This is a genomic window from Pontibacter sp. 13R65, from assembly GCF_047525655.1.
Classification (GTDB): Bacteria; Bacteroidota; Bacteroidia; order Cytophagales; family Hymenobacteraceae; genus Pontibacter.
Genome location: NZ_JBLIQL010000005.1, coordinates 233,999 through 250,531, shown reverse-complemented (window position 1 = coordinate 250,531; position 16,533 = coordinate 233,999). Strand labels below are relative to the sequence as shown.

General features: G+C 47.8%; 13 protein-coding genes. All 13 read right to left on the bottom strand.

Going from position 1 to position 16,533, the window contains the following annotated elements:
- Positions 1 to 14: 14 nt before the first annotated feature.
- The 13 genes from ACMA1I_RS08780 to ACMA1I_RS08720 all read right to left on the bottom strand — a co-directional run bounded on the left by ACMA1I_RS08780 (position 15) and on the right by ACMA1I_RS08720 (position 16,485).
- Complete coding sequence (locus ACMA1I_RS08780) at positions 15 to 977, bottom strand: HAMP domain-containing sensor histidine kinase (RefSeq protein ID WP_337067936.1); 963 nt, start codon at positions 975 to 977, stop codon at positions 15 to 17.
- Positions 978 to 1,643: 666 nt separating this feature from the next.
- Entirely contained in the window at positions 1,644 to 2,768 is a 1,125-nt protein-coding gene (gene dnaN / locus ACMA1I_RS08775) for a DNA polymerase III subunit beta (protein WP_337067935.1), read from the bottom strand.
- Positions 2,769 to 3,003: 235 nt separating this feature from the next.
- Positions 3,004 to 4,707, bottom strand: coding sequence for a gliding motility-associated ABC transporter substrate-binding protein GldG (gene gldG, locus ACMA1I_RS08770; protein WP_337067934.1), 1,704 nt, complete (start codon positions 4,705 to 4,707; stop codon positions 3,004 to 3,006).
- Positions 4,701 to 5,429: a gliding motility-associated ABC transporter permease subunit GldF gene (gene gldF / locus ACMA1I_RS08765; RefSeq protein WP_337067933.1), complete on the bottom strand. Its 729-nt coding sequence runs from the start codon at positions 5,427 to 5,429 to the stop codon at positions 4,701 to 4,703. Before gldF ends, gldG begins: the two co-directional genes overlap by 7 nt.
- A 145-nt stretch (positions 5,430 to 5,574) precedes the next feature.
- Entirely contained in the window at positions 5,575 to 6,492 is a 918-nt protein-coding gene (gene gldA / locus ACMA1I_RS08760) for a gliding motility-associated ABC transporter ATP-binding subunit GldA (RefSeq protein ID WP_337067932.1), read from the bottom strand.
- A gap of 172 nt (positions 6,493 to 6,664) precedes the next feature.
- Entirely contained in the window at positions 6,665 to 7,369 is a 705-nt protein-coding gene (locus tag ACMA1I_RS08755; RefSeq protein ID WP_337067931.1) for an SDR family oxidoreductase, read from the bottom strand.
- Positions 7,370 to 7,497: 128 nt separating this feature from the next.
- Positions 7,498 to 8,160, bottom strand: coding sequence for a phosphoribosylanthranilate isomerase (locus ACMA1I_RS08750; protein ID WP_337067930.1), 663 nt, complete (start codon positions 8,158 to 8,160; stop codon positions 7,498 to 7,500).
- A gap of 81 nt (positions 8,161 to 8,241) precedes the next feature.
- Positions 8,242 to 8,538, bottom strand: a complete 297-nt coding sequence (locus tag ACMA1I_RS08745) for a PG0541 family transporter-associated protein (RefSeq protein ID WP_337067929.1) — start codon at positions 8,536 to 8,538, stop codon at positions 8,242 to 8,244.
- 243 nt (positions 8,539 to 8,781) lie between these two features.
- Positions 8,782 to 11,889, bottom strand: a complete 3,108-nt coding sequence (locus tag ACMA1I_RS08740) for an efflux RND transporter permease subunit (RefSeq protein WP_337067928.1) — start codon at positions 11,887 to 11,889, stop codon at positions 8,782 to 8,784.
- A gap of 5 nt (positions 11,890 to 11,894) precedes the next feature.
- A complete protein-coding gene (locus tag ACMA1I_RS08735) occupies positions 11,895 to 12,959 on the bottom strand; it encodes an efflux RND transporter periplasmic adaptor subunit (protein WP_337067927.1) in 1,065 nt (354 codons plus the stop codon).
- Between the two features lie 136 nt (positions 12,960 to 13,095).
- Positions 13,096 to 14,547: a TolC family protein gene (locus tag ACMA1I_RS08730; protein WP_337067926.1), complete on the bottom strand. Its 1,452-nt coding sequence runs from the start codon at positions 14,545 to 14,547 to the stop codon at positions 13,096 to 13,098.
- 120 nt (positions 14,548 to 14,667) lie between these two features.
- Complete coding sequence (locus ACMA1I_RS08725) at positions 14,668 to 15,156, bottom strand: GbsR/MarR family transcriptional regulator (RefSeq protein WP_337067925.1); 489 nt, start codon at positions 15,154 to 15,156, stop codon at positions 14,668 to 14,670.
- 618 nt (positions 15,157 to 15,774) lie between these two features.
- On the bottom strand, positions 15,775 to 16,485 hold the full coding sequence (locus ACMA1I_RS08720) for an SDR family oxidoreductase (RefSeq protein ID WP_337067924.1): 711 nt from the start codon (positions 16,483 to 16,485) through the stop codon (positions 15,775 to 15,777).
- Between the last annotated feature and the right edge of the window lie 48 nt (positions 16,486 to 16,533).

The following is a 16,533-nucleotide window of genomic DNA, read 5'->3' as shown; positions in this document are numbered from 1 at the left end:
TTTTAATAAGCTCCTTAACTCTTTGAGGCTAGCGGTAGTTTTATGTGAAAGGTGGTACCCTTTTCCTCTTCGCTTTCTACTGAAATGGTTCCTCCATGCTGCTCCACCAGTTTCTGACTTATATTAAGCCCAAGGCCAACAGATGTTTCTCCTTTTAAGCCCTTGCGTCCTGCCTTCGAAAAAGGCTTAAACAGGTGCTGTTGCAGGTGCAGTGGCACACCAATACCGTTATCCGCAATCTGGATGGTTACACCGTTCCCCGATTCCTGCATAGCTACCTGAATAATACCATTTTCAGGAGTAAACTTAACAGCATTAGAAAGCAGGTTCTCCAGGACTCGTTGAAATTTCTGCTTGTGAAGCCCCACAAAAACTGGCTTCTCAGGGAAATTAAAAACAAGGCGTTTGTTTTCGCCAAGCTTATGCTGCCACTCTTCCTGCACCTCAAACATAAATAAATTAAGGTCGATTGGCTCCAGCGGCAATTCTTTGTTCTGCTCCAGGTTCGCCAGTTCCAGCAAGTCGTTTATCAATCCTTTAGACTTATGGCAGCTCTTTAAGATCATCTCATAGTATTGTTCCTGCTGTTCAGGCTGCATGTTTTTCCGTTTCCGAAGCAGCGTCACCAGCATTTCAATGTTGGCAAATGGCGCACGCATATCGTGGGCGACAATGCGAAGAATCTCTGATTTTGCGAGGCTGTTTTTCTGAATTTGCCGGCGTTGGGCTTTTATTAGCTTTACCTGCACATGATGGTTTAGCCGGTAAGAGTAAATGATTCTGGAAATAAAGAAAAAACAGGTTAAAATAAACATAGACCCGAAACTGTTAAGCACCTCCTGCTCCAACGAGAGTGAGCACAAAGAAAGACCTACCGTAAACGTCATGCTCACCAGCACCATAAGCACCAGCACCTCTTTCAGCGAAAAAACAAAAAAAACCGAAGCACCAATTACTCCCAATAAATACATGGTCATGTTATTTTTTGGGTTGTGCTGCGCTATAAACGACACCGACATGCATGATGAAATAAATAGTACGGCATACAACAGGCAGCAAAATTGGGAGAACCTAAAATTTTTCCTGGCTTTTCTTCGTAGCAAGGCAACTGCAGGAAGCATTAGTGCAGAAACCACACAAAGGAAAAGTGTATTATAAAAGAAAGCATCCCTGTTTTTCAGAATGGCTTCATAATGAACAAAGAGGGAGCTCACCAAAAGCAAAGATGTAAGTCCAAATATAATCCAAGTAACCAGCCGCAGTACATGGAGGTTTTGTACTGCATACTTCTTCTTAAATGAACATGCGTAAAGAGCAGGCGCAGCACGAAAAAAATACAATTTTAAAGAAGACTGCATAAGGACTAAAATAACTTTTTTGAAGAAATGCAAAAACAGGTCCAGACTAATCTTTTTTTCGAACGTCTGCCGACTACTTAGGCGAAGTAGTAACTAAAAATCAATTATAAGATTTGTTGAGTTCCTTATTGAGGGAATTATTTACCTATGTACTTCTGGTGAGGAGAGCTAGTGAAGCAGACTTGATATTACATCTATCTAAATAATAAAAGTTTAACTAATCATTAGACACAGAAAAGGCCGGATAAACCGGCCTTTTCTGTGTCTATGGGAATTTCAAATCTACTATACGTAATTATTCAGCATAACAGGCATTACCAGCATCAATACATTTTCGTTCTCCTCATTGGCGAGCGGCATAAGTAAACCTGCTCTGTTAGGCGTAGAAAGCTCAAAGGAGATTTCATCAGAATCCATGTTGTTGAGCATCTCCAGCAGGAACTTAGCATTGAAACCAATTTCCATATCCTCACCTTCATACTGGCACGACAGGCGCTCGTTTGCCTCGTTAGAGAAATCAAGGTCTTCAGCAGAAACCTGCAGGTCGCTTCCGGTTAATTTCAGGCGGATCTGGTGCGTTGTTTTGTTGGAGTAAATAGAAATACGGCGAACAGAGCTCAATAAATCGGCACGGTCGATTACCAGCTTATTTGGATTCTGCACCGGTATTACATTTTCGTAATCAGGGTAGCGCTCATCTATGAGGCGGCAAATCATACGAATGTTATCGAAGCTAAAGAAAGCATTCGAGTTATTGAACTCCACTCGCACTGTTGTCGCCTCAGAAGGCAGCGTAGACTTAAGTAAAGTAAACGCTTTACGAGGAATGATTAGGGATGCCTCCTGGCTTGTAGAAATATCGTGGCGGCGGTAGCGTAGCAGGCGATGTCCGTCTGTAGCTACAAACGTAACGTTATCGGAGCGCAGCTGCACAAAAATACCAGTCATAGCTGGACGAAGCTCATCGTTGCTAACCGCAAATATGGTTTTGTTGATGGCACGCGCGAGCACATTAGAAGGAATTTCAATAGCATTGCCACCTTTTACCACAGGTACCCGAGGGAAATCTGTTGCATTCTCGCCGGAAAGCTTATAACGGCCGTTGGCGGAGCTAATTTCTATCGTATAGGTCTCTTCATCTATAGTAAATGTTACCGGCTGGTCCGGAAGGTTTTTCAGTGTTTCCAACAAAATTTTAGCGGGGGCGGCAATACGTCCGCTCTCTCTCGCCTCCACCTGCAGTTCAGTGATCATAGATGTCTCCAGATCGCTTGCTGTGATGGTGAGAGTGCTGTCGTTAATCTCGAAGAGGAAATTCTCCAGGATTGGAACAACCGGATTGTTCGTTACAACCCCGTTGATGCTGGATAACTGCTTCAGAAGAGCAGATGAAGTTACAATAAATTTCATTACGCGTGCCTATAATGTTATTTGGACAAAGTTATAAATAATTCGCATTTGTCCTACGGGTAAGGCAGGGCCTTTTTTGCGAATTATTACTTTTTTGCAGGTAAAACCCAGCTTATTTTAGTTGTAGCGCCTAAGGACAGGTGCCCTGAGCCCCACTTTTACTAACAGATATTAGCTTTCTTTTGTATGAAAGGTCTAAAACCGCACTCCATGCTTCTCCTTTAAGCTGAAGTACTTATTTTTTAAACTCGTATTTGCGTTTGCGCAGGTAAAGGCGCAACATGCCGAAAATGGCCAATAGCACAATAGGCACCACCAGGTTGAGTAGTTGCCAGCGGGTGCGTTCTTCTTTTACTTTCACCTTATCCAGCGGCCTTAGCTTTATTTCTTTAGCGCGCACGTTTATAAGACCTTCTGAATCGAGCATGTAATGAATGGTGTTCAGTGCAAGATCCTTATTAGCAAATTTAACATTGTTGTATCGGTCAAAACCTAATTCGTATGGCTGCCCGGTACGCGGGTTTACATCGTTTCTTACCAGGTCGCCATCAGAGAAAACAGCTACTGTGGTTGCTAGTCCCTTCTCTTTAACAGCCGTTGTGGCCGCTCCCTGTGGTGCACGCCTGTTCCGGAAAAGCGAAGTAAACTTGCCTTCCAGCAAGTAGCCGACCGGCTGTGGACCGGCCGTATACTGCTCTGGTCTCACCTCCATACGCGCTTCTTCGAACGTAAGCGGCACCGGCGGCTGTAGCACCCTGGAGTAGGTAGAAGTAAAAATTAATGGGGTCTTCCGAATACCATCCGCACGAACAGTATCAATGGTACCGACAAATTTTGTGTAAACGGCATCTAAGTTCCGGGTAATCGGGTGCTGACTAAAATTGTTAAGCAGCGGGTAAAATCGCCAGTTTATCATCTCAGTTTGTGGTTTGTCGCCGAGGTAACCGGTTACCATAGGTATAAAACCCGAGTTCAGGTCCATAATCATTTCAGGATTCAGGCGCACACCATAGCGGAAAAGCAGATCGTCCAGGTTCAGGTTATAGGGCATGGCAAACATACCGCCTGCTCCTACACTGTCGAGGCTGGCATTTAGCGCGTCTACGAAAAAAACTGCTTTGCCCCCATTCATTATAAACTGGTCGATCTTGTATTTATCTAGTTCTGAGAAAGGCTTGGTTGGTTTGGCCACTATAATCAGGTCCAGTCCCTGCAGGTCCGGGATCTGCGACAGTTCCCCTCTGGCCACGCGGTAATACTCGCCCAAGGAGCCTACCAGATCGGCCACCTGCTGCATTTCCAGCTGCCCCTGCCCCATAATATAGCCAATGGTTCTGCGTGCCGGAAACGCTACTTTTCGGATAGCAGTCGCCAACTCGTATTCCACTCCCTCCACCGACTGGTTCAGGCGTTGCTCCGCAGAGGCAGCCAGATTGCCCTTCAGTAAATTAACTGTTGCCTCTTTTCCTTTATATTTCACAACTGCCCCCGGAAAAACCAGTCGCTCTACCTGCTTCCCTTCCTCGCTAGCCCGAAGATTAGTAGGCATAATGCCTTTCTCAGCCAATTGCGTAAAATAATGAGCCCTGGCAGTATCGTTCGGAATGGCAGTCGGGTCTATATACACCGTCCGAATATTGGCTCCGGCATACACTTTAAATTCATTCAGGGTTTCCCGCACCGACTGCTGCAGGCGTTTAAAACCAGCCGGAAAATCTCCTTCCAGATACACTTCTACCACCACATCATCGTCCAGGTTGGACAGCATCTGTTTGGTAACAGGTGCGATCGTATAGCGTTTGTCTTCAGTAAGATCGATCCTAAAAAAATAGCTGGCTGCCAGTACATTCAGTAGAACAATTCCTCCTACCAACAGCAGGAAGTTAATAATGTCGCGCCTGCGCTTGTTTTGTGGTACTTGCGGCTGCTCTGTTACCATTTTCTGCTCTTCAGGACGAGTTTAGTAGATAAGACCATAAATGCTATGACACTAATAAAATAGAGCACATCCCGTGAATCTATCAGGCCTTTGCTGATGCTGCTGTAATGATAAGCTATACCCAGCTGACTTACCTGGTAGCTATAGTTCCCCCACATAGGCAGAGTAGCTATTAGGTCGAAGCCCATGTAAAAGATATAACAAAGGAAAACGGCTATTACGAAAGAGATGATCTGGTTATCTGACACAGAAGAGGCAAACACACCTATAGCGCAGAATACCCCCGCCAGAAAAACCAGCCCCAGGTAAGACCCTACCACTGCTGCCGAATCGATGTTACCTGCTGGGTTACCGAGTGCGTAGACCGAATAATAATACAGCAGGGTTGGCACCAGCGCAAAGAGCGCCAACAAGAGGGCTGCCGTGTATTTGCCAAGTATCAGCTGCAGGTCGGTTATTGGCTTAGTCAGCAGCAGTTCGATTGTACCTTCCCGCTTTTCTTCGGCAAAGGTGCGCATAGTTATAGCCGGAATCAGAAACAGGAACAGCCAGGGCGCCATGTTAAAAAGCGTCTGCATATCGGCAAATCCATAATCCAGCACATTTGTCTCCGGGAAAACCCACATAAACATGCCAATTGCGACTAAAAACACCCCTATAACGATGTAGGCGATAAGCGAATTCAGAAAGCCATTAAACTCTTTTTTTAGTATTGCGAGCATTTTTAAGATTGAAGATGCTAGATATTTGATAGTAAACAATTTGTTTAGCTGAAAGCAATGATTTGCCTGTATTTGAAACTTCTTTTCTCTTGAAAGATTTCTGTAAAATTTGAAAACAGAGAAAGTAACAAATAGAAGCTAAATATTAGCTTCTTGTCAGTTGTTGGAAAATATTTTCTAGGGAGTTTTCTTCCTGGCGTAAGCCTACCAAAGGCCAGTTTTGCTCAGAAGCGATTTTAAACACCGCCGGACGGATGTCTGCCTCTTTGCGGGAGGTAACCCGATAGGTATTTGGTTGCGAGGCTAGACTTACCTGCAGCACCCCTTGTATTTTTTGTAGCAAATCGGTGGCAACAGGTTGCTCAAACTCTACCAGCGTTATTTTTTCGTTTCGGCTGCCTGCCTGCAGGGTTGCCACATCGCTGTCAGCCACAAGTTTGCCTCGGTTAATAATAACCACCCGGTCGCAGATAGCAGTTACCTCTTGCATAATGTGCGTGGAGAAAATAACAGTTTTATTCTGGCCTACCTGTTTAATAAGAGCACGAATTTCCACAATTTGATTTGGGTCCAGCCCTGTAGTTGGTTCGTCGAGAATGAGTACCTGCGGGTCGTGCACCAGTGCCTGCGCCAGCCCCACACGCTGCCGGTAGCCTTTTGAGAGGGCTCCAATTTTTTTGCCCTGCTCCAGCGTCAGGCCGCACAATTCTACCATTTCCTGCACACGGGCTTTAGCTCTGCTGCCTTTCAGGTCATAGATGGAGGCTACAAAGCGCAGGTACTCGTGCACGTACATATCGAGGTAGAGAGGGTTGTGCTCAGGCAAATAACCTACATGCTGCCGTACCGCCATGGTGTTTTGCGCCACATCGTGCCCATTTACCAGCACAGTACCAGCACTGGGCGGAAGGTAGCAGGTAGCAATTTTCATGGTAGTGGATTTTCCGGCACCGTTTGGACCCAGAAAACCCAGAATCTGCCCCTGCCCCACAGTAAACGAAATGTCGTCTACGGCTCGCTGCGCCCCGAATGTTTTTATTAAGTTTTTTACTTCAACAGACAATGTATTTTTCCTGCTTTATAATAGATGAAGCTTCTTTAGTAGTACCCTTTTTGCGTTTAAAATAGTGCCACAAGGTGCAAAGGGTAAGGCTTGAGTCAACTCCTTTGCTCCTGTGTCGCACTGCAAATTTGGTTTAGTAAAGCAAAACTACAAAATTCGGTTAGCTCTGTTGCTATTTCTTTTGTTTGCCTTTTGGCATCAGCGGCCGCACCTCTATGTCTACGTGATGGTAATTGGGGTGAGAAGCCAAAACATGCACAATGGTGGAAGCTATGTCTTCGGGGCGCATCATGTTAGGGCTGGCCGGTGAGTTCTCTATGTTATAGAAGAAGCGGGTGCTGGTAGAGCCGGGGTAGAGGCAGGTAACCTTTATTCCGAAATCGCGCACCTCCATAAATAAGGAATGTGAAATACCGGTAACGGCATGCTTGGTAGCGGCATAGCCTACCATGCCCGGCACCGGATTCTTTCCGGCTATAGAGGAAATGTTAATGATGTGTCCCTCCTCCTGCTGTTTCATGCCGGGCAGCACCTGGCGGGTACAATAAAAAAGCCCGTGCACATTGGTATCGAACATGGTATGCCAATCCTCCAGCGACTGCTCGTCGAGGTTGGCCTGCAAACCTAAGCCAGCATTATTTACCAGTATAGAGACAGGCCCTTTTAACTTGTGCAGCGTTTTATCGTAGGCTTCCTGCACCGCTTCCGGCTTCCGGACATCGCAGGAGAAAAAATGGAAGTTGCTGTGCGTAAGATCCGGAGCCGTTCTGCCCCAGCCGGCCACTTTTACTCCTTCTTCTAATAAAGCTTTAACTGTTGCTAAACCTATACCATTGCTTACGCCTGTTACAACGGCTACTTTTCCTTTTATCTTCATGTAAGTTTATTTTCATTGGTTTGAGAACAGATAAAAATAGTTTTACGTGAATATAAAGGAGAAGAAACCAGAAATTAAAATTATTCTAATGAAAAGACCCTTCCGGAGCTGTTTTCAGGCTTATAACACTATGACCCTTTCTCCACTGCTCTCATAAATTTCTCCAGCTTGTACTGGTCCAGCAAACCTGCTGTGCGTACACCACTGCAAACATCCACACCGAACGGTTGCACCACTTCAATCGCCTCCCGCACATTTTCAGGCGTAAGGCCACCTGCCAGAAAAAGCGGCTTCCGGATGCTCTCCCTTATCCTGCGGCTCAGTACCCAATCGTGTATCCGGCCGGTGCCACCTAACTCTTTTACCTTTAACTTAGGGTTACCGGAATCCAGGAGAATGGCATCGGCATAGGTAGCTGCCTGCTGCGCCTCCTCTACCGAGCGCTCATCCTGCACGTGCACCACTTGCACCAGTTTTACGCCAGGCAAGGCCTCCCGAATGGCAGCAAACACATCTGGGTCGATGGCATCTACCAACTGAATGGTATTGGTCTGCACCAACTGGTGATGCGCCACCACAGCTTCTGCTGTGGTGCGGCTGGTAAGCAGAAAGGTGGCGACGGGAGGCGGCACGGCAAGGGCTATTTCCTGAATAAGCGGGTCGCTGATGGTGCCGGGGCCACTGGGCATCTCGCCTACCAGGCCCAGGGCAGAGGCCCCCACCGCAATGGCAGAGTGCGCTTCTTGTACACTGCTGATGCAGCAAATCTTTACGCGGGTTTTAAAATGCATAGAGCTTTCATTCTTCCTTTGGTACAAGGTTTCAGTTGTATAGGCTTTGAAGAGCTTACGGGACAGCTAATCGGCATTATCTCAGGGTACTACCACCTCAACCTGCCAGCTAAAGGCTTTCAGCCCCTGCTCTTCCGCTGCCTGGTTCATTTCGTTGAGGCGCGATACCAAAACAGCTGCTTTTGCCTCTTCTGTAACAGATAAAATAGCATTGTTTAGCGCCGGCCAGGTATGTGTACCCATACGAGGCTCTCCCTGCTGTGCGCCCCGCCCCTGCAGGTCGTTAAACTTGGTAAAACCGCGCACCTCCAGCTCATCCAACAATTCCACAATGTCCTCCGATAAAGCCTGATTGAAGATAATCATTATTCCTTTCATTTTTTAGATGCTTGGTAGTAGATAATTAATAAAATAGAAAAGAGCTGTGTATTTCACTAACCTAGAATTAACAGGCTCGGTTTGGCCACATGAATTATTTAAATAGAAATGTCCTTCCAGAGTCATTTTAAGCTTTCTGTCACCAATTATCTCCCAGGCTTTTTGTTGGGTCTCACATTCCACGTTCACATCTAAACCTAAGAAGAAGATCTCACTCAATAAAGTTTTAGAATATCGAATGCCTTAACCTGATAGCAGGCTTACTCTATGTTTGCGTTTCCGGTGGAAAATAGCATACATGACGGGCACAAACACCAAGGTAACTAAGGTAGAAAACGTTAATCCTCCTATTACAGCCACTGCCATCGGTTTCCACGTTTCGGAACCCTCACCGGTACTGATGGCAAGCGGGAACATGGCTAGTAAGGTCGTGAGTGTTGTCATGAGCACAGGGCGTAGCCTCGAGGCCCCCGACTCTATAATCGAGTCGAATAGTGAAAGCCCCCGGCCACGCAGCAACTGAATGTAATCGACCAGCACGATGGCGTTTTTCACTACAATGCCGACTAAAATAATGCCGCCGATAAAGGCAATTACGCTCAGCTTCGTGCTGGTAAGTACGAGTGCCAGCATAACGCCGGTAAAGGCAAAAGGCAGCGAGAACATGATAATAAAAGGGTCTTTAAGCGATTCAAACTGAGCGGCCATTACAATGTACACCAGCAAAATACTCAGGCCTAGCAGCAGAAACAGGTCTCCAAAGGCCTCTTGCTGTTCTTCAATGTCGCCTCCAAACTCTATCTCCACACCAGGCGGCACGTTCAGTTCGTTTTGGATAAAAGCTGTCATCTGCTCATTTACCACATTTAGAGGAGTGCCCACCAGGTCTGCCGTTACGCCAATAGCACGTTCACGGCCAATACGTTCTATATTGGGTGGTGTATAGATTTCCCGCACTTCTCCCAGCGCGCCTACCTCTACCAGGTTACCATCGGGGGTAGTTATAGCCATGCGGTTCACATCGTCCAGGCTCTGGCGGAAAGGCGCTCCGTAGCGCACTACCACGTCGTACTCCTCGCCCTGTTCGCGATATTCAGTGGCGGTTTGCCCGGCCAATAAACTCCGGATGCTTTGCCCAACAGTTCCGGAATTTAAACCTAGTGGTGCCAGCCGGTTGCGGTCCAGGTCGATCTGAAGAGCCGGCTGCGGTTCTCCACGGTTAACATCTGCGTTCCGAACACCTTCTATTTTGTTTAGTCGCGCTACCAGTTGCTCTGCCAGACCTGAGATCTGGTCCAGATCGTTGCCAATTACGTTAATGGCCACCGGTGCACCGGCGCTTGGTCCACCCTGGGTACTTACCGAGAACTTAACAGCCTCCGGCAGATCCTGCAGCTTTTCGCGTACTACCTCTGCAATCTCAAAAATATTCCGTTCGCGCTCACTTACAGGCGTGAGCGTGGCGGTAATATCGATAACGTTGGGACTTGTACTGCCGCCCCCAAAGCCACCGCCACCCACGGCATTAGACCCTACAGCCGACGAAATAATTTCCAGCTCCGGCACGTGCTGCGCAAAAATATTCTCTACCTTCTTAATGGTAGGGAGGGCACTTTCGGAGCTTCGGCCCGTCGGCAGGTCGAGCGTTATCATGAGGCGGGCGTTATCTGCCTGCGGCATAAATTCTGTTCCAATGAGCGGCATCAGCATCAGGGACCCCACGAACATGACCACCGCCAGCACCACTACCAAGACCTTGTGCAGAAGCGACCAGCGCAAAAGCTTTTTATAGCCATTGTCGAGGCTGGTAAGCATGCGTTCCACACTCCTGTCGAGCTTGTAGCGGAATCCGTTCTTTTTAACCTGATCCTTTTTCTTTTCCTTCAGCAGCTGCGCCGACATCATCGGAATGAGCGTAAGGGCAGCTAGCGTAGAAACTACAATCGTTACCACCACAATCGCACCTAATTGACCGAACCAGATGCCTGTCATGCCAGTGAGGAAGGTAAGCGGCAGAAAAACAGCCACGACCGTAAGTGTGGTAGCTACAACAGCTACCCCCACTTCGTTTGTTCCGTACAATGCTGCTTCGCGGGGTTTGGTACCTCGCTCTGTGTAGGTGGTAATGTTTTCGAGCACTACAATGGCATCGTCTACCACCATGCCTAAGGCTATTGAAAGCGAAGACAGCGAGATCAGGTTAAGGGTATTCCCGGTTACGGACAGGTAAATAAAGGCGGCAATTAAGGAGAAAGGAATGGTGAGCCCTACAATGAAAGTAGCCCGCCACCTTCTCAAAAACACAAACACCACCAGCACCACGAACACTACAGCGTAAATCAGTACCTCGGAGAGGTTGTTCACCGAATTCACGATATAGCGGGAGGTATCTACCACTGTTACGACCTTCACATCAGGAGGCAGGGTGCGGGTAAGTTCCGGCAGTCGTTTCAGCACTTCTTCCGCTACATTTACGGTATTGGCACGGTTCTGCTTCTGCACCGAAATGGTGATGGCCTTGCCTCCGTTCACCACAGAAATGCGGTTTTCCTCGTTAATGGCGTCACGTACCTCTGCTACATCGCGTACATACACCACCCCACCCTGTGGCGTGTTCCGGATCACAATCTGCTCAATTTCCTGCACCGTTTTAAACTCCGTGTCGATGCGTACATTGTACTGCTGCCTCCCCACCGTAATATCGCCGGCTGGCACAATCACGTTCTCGTTGCGAAGCGCCTGCGAAACTTCAGCTACATCTATTGCATAAGCCCGCAGGCGTTGCGGGTCGAGGTTGATCTGCACTTCCCTTACCGGTCCGCCCTCCATGTTTACCGCACCTACTCCTGCTATGCGGTTAAGTGGCGTTACAATCTGGTTATCGAGGATTTGGCGGAGGTTGGGATAACTCTCGTTGGCTGTGGCTGCCAGCGTAATAACCGGAATGCTGCTGGCATTAAACCGATAGATGATCGGATCGTCGATCTCCTCAGGTAAAACAGCCTGCGCCCGGCTAAGGGCATCCCGGATGTTATTGGAGGCTTCGTCGAGGTTGGAACCCCAGTCAAACTCCAGGGTAATAATGGCCATGTTGTCGACAGAGGTGGAGGTGATTTCTTCCAGGTCGTTGAGCGTACTAAACTGGTCCTCCAACTGCCTTGTCACGTTTTGCTCTACCTCCAAGGCACCTGCTCCCTGGTACGTCGTGATGACGGTAATAACTGGAGGATCTATCTCCGGAAACAAATCTACCGGCAGGTTTATAGTTGAGTAGATGCCGAACACCATGAGTGCCATAAAAACCATGGTGGTGGCAACCGGACGAAAAATCGCAATTTTAAATATATTCATACTGCTTATTTTTCTGGCTCAGCTGCAGCAGCCTCATTTACAGTTCTTACCAGGGCGCCTTCGTTGAGCTTGGCCATTCCTTCGGTTACGATAGTCTGCCCAGGCTCCAGCCCTGACTCTACCCGAATGAGTTCCCGGTGGCGATTACCGGTCTTAACCAGTACTCGTCGTGCCCTCTTCTCTTCTCCCACTACATATACAAATTCGTTGGAGGTACCAGGCTGCCGGACAATGGCTGCAGCCGGCACATAGAGGCCCTCCATTTCGCCCAGGTTTAGCACTACGCGCGCAAACATGCCAGGCCGCAAGCGCCGGTCTTTGTTCTCAATGCGTATTTCTGCCTGAAAGGTGCGGCTGGCCCTGTCGATGGTAGGTGATTTACGATAAACTTTACCTATAAACTCTTCTCCAGGATATACATCAGATAACACGGTGGCCTGCATACCGTCATTCACCCTGGTAAAATAGCTCTCCGACACGTTAATGATCACCTTCACCGGTTCAATCTGCATAATGTTGAGTATAGCCGGTGAGTTAGCTCCCGGTACAAACAACTCCCCGTCGGTAAAATACTTATTGATGACTACCCCGTTGAAATTGGCGGTAAGGCGGGTGTTTTGCGCCAGGTTGTTGTAACTGGCTTCTGCGTTCTGAAACTCCGTCTGCGCCTGGTCGAACTGCTGGCCCGAAACTGATCCGATGCGGTAAAGCGTATCGAGGCGCTGCACCTGGCGCCGTGCCAGGTCGAGCTGGATGCGCGCCTGGTTCAGTTGGGTGGAGTTCATGGTTACCAGTACCTGCCCTTTACGCACCTGCTGCCCCTCCTCTACGTGTACCCGGTCTATGCGCACGCCACTCTGGCCAGCAACAAGCGCGGCCTCCCAAGCTTCTATGTTACCGGTGTATTCAATTTGCTGTGGCAGTTTTTGCATTTGTATGGGTTGTGCTTCTATGGCAATGGCCTGCTCAGCAGCAGGCTCCTCCTGGGTAGCTTGTTGGTCGCTGCCACCACACGCGGTCAGTAGCAGCAAGAGTAGCCAGGGGAAAATAGGTAGTTTTACATGCTTCATTTCGTGCAATTATTAAGCGTGGCTCTGGCAAGAGCTGGTTGAGGTTAGAATTGTTCGTGAAGATTAACAGGAGATGTGCTGGTGGTACAGCGGGTATAAGTAACGGAGCTCAACTGCCCTGCCTGGAAAATGTTTTTCATCTGCCTTTGGACTTGGTTCCGGTGAGTTGCTCAAAATCGGCAACAGCATTAAGGTACTCGTATACCACCTCCAGGTAACTGAGCCGTGACTGTGTGAGCGCCAGCTCTGCATCGTTGGCTTCTATTAAGGTGCCAACGCCACTGCGGTAGCTTACCTGAGCTATTTCAAAACCCTTCTGTGCCTGGGCTATGTTATCCTGTTGTGCCTCCAGCGCCGCCCTAGCCCGCTTAATACGGTTCAGGGCATTACGAGATTGTATGGTAAGCGATTTGGTCAGATACTTCTGCTGTATTTCAACCTGCTCCAGGTCGAGGCGAGCCTGCTCTACCTGCCGCATCCGAATAAAGCCTTGAAAAATCGGTACACTCAGCTGCAGGCCTACCGCCGAGGTGTTTACCCAAAAGTAATTACGGAAGTCGAAGGTGTTAGCCTGGGTTTGCAGCGCGTAATTACCGAAGGCGGAGACAGATGGATAATAGCTGGCCTGCTGCACCTTAATCTGTTGCTGCTGGAGCACCCGCTGGGCATCTAACTGCAGCAAGTTGGGGTTTTGGGCCACATCGTAGCTCGAGATAAGTTCGGGATTTATATTGTCCAGAAACTCCTGTAGCGTTTGTACCAGCGTAACGGGTTGCTCGTCGGGTATGTTGGCCAATAGTTTTAGGTTGCTGATGGCGGCTTCCAGGTTATTTTCTGCCTGAAGAATGTTGGGACGGATGTTCTCTACCTGCACTTCCGACCGGATAACATCATACTGTGGCACCAACTCCTGGGCGAACTGATTCTGAGTGTTTCTGAAGTTCTGCTGGGCGTTTTCGAGGCTTTGGGTAAGTACTACAAGCGACTCCTGAGCCAGCAAGGCATCGTAATAAGCCTTTTGCACCTGCATCCGGATGTCGTTGCGGGTAATGTCTACCCCGCGCTCATTTACAGCCATGGCTGTTTCGGCTGCCTTGGCTCCGGCACTTACCTGCATGTTAAAAAGAGGTACACTTGCCTGTGCTGCCAACTGATAGGAGTTGTCAAAGCCAGCCTCAATAACAGTTCCTTCCTCGGGGCCTCCTCCACCCCCACCCGGGAAATTGGAATCGGCCGGAAGAAAGAAAACAGGCCGTTTCAGGTTGCGGGCATATTGCCCATCTATGCCGACTGTTGGCAGGCGGTTACCATTGGCTGCTTTAAGCTGGCTGTTGGCACGTCTCATACCAATTTGGGCAATAAGTACATCCGGATTACCGGTGACTGCACTCTGCACGGCATCGTCCAGCCGAAGCTCCAGCGTATCTGTCGGTGTTGCCTGTTGTTGTGCCTGCGCCTGTGCGAAAGCACAGCAAAGGAACACAAACAGTGCACCAGCAGCTGTGCGAGAACCTACTTTAGCAGCACAAAAAAGTGACTGTATCAGACTCTTCTGCTTGTTTCTAAAAAACGGTATGCATGTTTTCATAGTACTGGCAAAGTAAAAGGCAATGTTTGGGAAACCGTTAGTAGCATCAGGTAATAACATTTAGAGGTACCAGGCTCGTTTGTATCCTAAACAGCGTCAGTCAATCCTTGTTTATGCTACTTAGTCTGCTTCTGGTTGCTGGCTTACATGGTTTATCCTTTCAGACCAGCTCTTCATTACGTGCGTCAGGGCTTCTTCGATTTCACCATAAAATTGGTTCATTTCCTGCAACATGTGGTTAAACTCCGGGTGTTTTGCTGAGCGCGATTGGGCTACTTCCTGTAAAATAGAGCGAAATGGCCCCAGCTGCTCCACGCGTTTGCGCAACATTTCGAGCCACGTTCTGGCATTGATGTAGAAATAGCGTTTTTTATTTCCGGGAAAGGTTCTGAAATCAATTAAACCTTCGCGCAGCAGCATATTGAGGGAAGCACTTACCGAGCTTTTCCCAGCCTGGAGATTTTCTATAATTTGCTCGAAGGAGCAATAAGGAGGCTCTGCAATCAGCAATAACGCCATGATCCGCCCCGCTAAAGGAGGAAAATGATCTTTATCGAAAAATATCCCGATTCGTTCAATCTGTAGTGCCTGCTGCTGGTTTAGTGTCATAAACAGTTAGTAGTCCCACCTTTAGTACCCGATTTAAAAGAAAAGGTTTTGAAAATACCGGTCGGTTCCGTTTAAAGCGAACCAAGTTTTTCTAAGTAAAGCGTAGCTTATAAAAAATCTAGAGATAATGGTGCTTTGGAAGAAGGAAGAATAGGGGCAGCAATCGTTGGCTCAACCAATTGAAACAAAGTTAAAAGCACCGCCAGTTATAAAACATCCTGATCCTACAGGACACGAAATGTCAATCAGATTATCTTAAAATTATTTAAATAAAAAAGGCCTTCCGGAGGCAAAAAAGAGGCGCATGGCGTAAGGGCATTTACCTCCACTGCTCTCTACCTAAGGGTGCTATTGTTATTTGCATTTAAACTTACCGCAGCCACAGCTGGCTCATTCATGAATTATTTAAATGAAAATAGCCTTCCGGAGGTGTTTTACCGTCGGAAGGCTATAGACCTTGAACTTTGGAGTGAAGTGTTTTAGAAAAGATTCAATGAGTTAAGCCTACACACCACCGAGCAAGGTTAAAGTCCTTGTCCCACTTTCTGTTTTTGGCTCTTGCCGGAGTAACTGCCGCGCCAGGTTTATCACCCTTTTAGGGCTGCTGAGTACCAGGTTCTAATTGAGGTCTCCCAGCTGTGGCCTGATCAGGATTTCTTCTACCACACTGTTTTCTGATAAGGTGTAGGCGTTGTAAATAGCGCTGGCAACATCTTCCGGCTTAATAAAGCGCTCCGGTGGCAGGTCTACCCCCTCCCAGCTGGCAGTGAACGTGGCACCTGGAATTACCGCTGTCACCTTTACCCGATGCTCCTTCATTTCTTCGCGCAGTACCTGCGTCATGCCATACAGGGCAAACTTGGAAATACAATAAGAACCGCCGTTTATGTAAGGCACGATGCTGGCCGTGGAGCAGATATTAAAAATATGACCTGACCTGCGACGAACCATGCCAGGTGCAAAAGCTTTCGTTATATAATAAGCGCTATACACATTGGTGCTGATCATGTGCGGCAGTGCCTCTTCCGGCTCATCTAAAATGGTACCCGGAACATATAGGCCGCTGTTGTTTACCAGTACATCCAGCTTCACACCAAGCTCGTTTACATAAGCCACAAAGCGATCTAACGAAGCTTTTTCGCTTAAATCTGCCTCCTGGTAAAAAACCTTTGAAAAAGTATAGGCTTGTTCTATCTCTAGCTTCAACTTTTGCAGGTCTTTCTCGTTTCGGGAACAGGTTAGGATATGGAAGCCTTCTTTGGCAAACTGTTCGATAACGGCTCTACCAATTCCTTTTGTTCCTCCAGTTACCAGAATGTATCGCTGCATAATTAGAAATGAGTTTTTATGTGTTTTACAATTTTAGACGTAATATAG

Excerpts from the sequence above, each read along its gene's own strand:
- ACMA1I_RS08735 (WP_337067927.1), bottom strand. The coding sequence starts at position 12,959 with ATGAAGCATGTAAAACTACCTATTTTCCCCTGGCTACTCTTGCTGCTA.
- ACMA1I_RS08740 (WP_337067928.1), bottom strand. The coding sequence starts at position 11,889 with ATGAATATATTTAAAATTGCGATTTTTCGTCCGGTTGCCACCACCATG.
- ACMA1I_RS08745 (WP_337067929.1), bottom strand. The coding sequence starts at position 8,538 with ATGAAAGGAATAATGATTATCTTCAATCAGGCTTTATCGGAGGACATT.
- gldG (WP_337067934.1), bottom strand. The coding sequence starts at position 4,707 with ATGGTAACAGAGCAGCCGCAAGTACCACAAAACAAGCGCAGGCGCGAC.
- gldF (WP_337067933.1), bottom strand. The coding sequence starts at position 5,429 with ATGCTCGCAATACTAAAAAAAGAGTTTAATGGCTTTCTGAATTCGCTT.
- ACMA1I_RS08780 (WP_337067936.1), bottom strand. The coding sequence starts at position 977 with ATGACCATGTATTTATTGGGAGTAATTGGTGCTTCGGTTTTTTTTGTT.
- ACMA1I_RS08730 (WP_337067926.1), bottom strand. The coding sequence starts at position 14,547 with ATGAAAACATGCATACCGTTTTTTAGAAACAAGCAGAAGAGTCTGATA.
- ACMA1I_RS08720 (WP_337067924.1), bottom strand. The coding sequence starts at position 16,485 with ATGCAGCGATACATTCTGGTAACTGGAGGAACAAAAGGAATTGGTAGA.
- ACMA1I_RS08725 (WP_337067925.1), bottom strand. The coding sequence starts at position 15,156 with ATGACACTAAACCAGCAGCAGGCACTACAGATTGAACGAATCGGGATA.
- ACMA1I_RS08750 (WP_337067930.1), bottom strand. The coding sequence starts at position 8,160 with ATGCATTTTAAAACCCGCGTAAAGATTTGCTGCATCAGCAGTGTACAA.
- ACMA1I_RS08755 (WP_337067931.1), bottom strand. The coding sequence starts at position 7,369 with ATGAAGATAAAAGGAAAAGTAGCCGTTGTAACAGGCGTAAGCAATGGT.
- dnaN (WP_337067935.1), bottom strand. The coding sequence starts at position 2,768 with ATGAAATTTATTGTAACTTCATCTGCTCTTCTGAAGCAGTTATCCAGC.